At 71.0% G+C, this 458-nt stretch carries 1 protein-coding gene; it reads right to left on the reverse strand.

All coding sequences use genetic code 11. The annotated features are described in order from the left end of the window. On the reverse strand, positions 1 to 458 hold a 458-nt coding region (locus tag PUR56_RS16840; RefSeq protein ID WP_329949540.1), incomplete at both ends, for a beta-ketoacyl synthase N-terminal-like domain-containing protein.

Consider the following 458-nt stretch of genomic DNA (forward strand, 5'->3'; position numbering starts at 1 on the left):
GCCCAGGGCCGTTCACCACCGCAACGTCCACATCCGGGAACGCCGCCAGCACCTCCGCCTCGGAAGCACCCACCGCGAGCATCGCCCCACCCGCCGGAAGGGCCTGCATCAACCTGCCACGCGCCGCGACCGCGTCGACGTCCTGCGGGTTCACCCCCGCCTGCGCCAACGCCGCCCGGAGCACCCGCGGCTGCGACGGCCCGTTCGGCGCCGTCAGACCGTTCGACGCACCGTCCTGATTGACCGCCGTGCCCCGCACCACCGCCAGGACCTGCCGACCGGCAGACCTCGCAGACGACAACCGCTCCACGAGCAGCATGCCGACACCCTCGGACCAACCCGTCACGTCCGCACCCGCACAGAACGACTTGCTCCGGCCGTCCGGCGCAAGACCCCGCTGACGCGAGATCTCCACGAACACATCCGGAGTCTGAATGACAGTCACACCACCGACCAGC

Origin of the sequence: Streptomyces sp. BE303, assembly GCF_036290945.1 — a bacterium.
Classification (GTDB): Bacteria; Actinomycetota; Actinomycetes; order Streptomycetales; family Streptomycetaceae; genus Kitasatospora.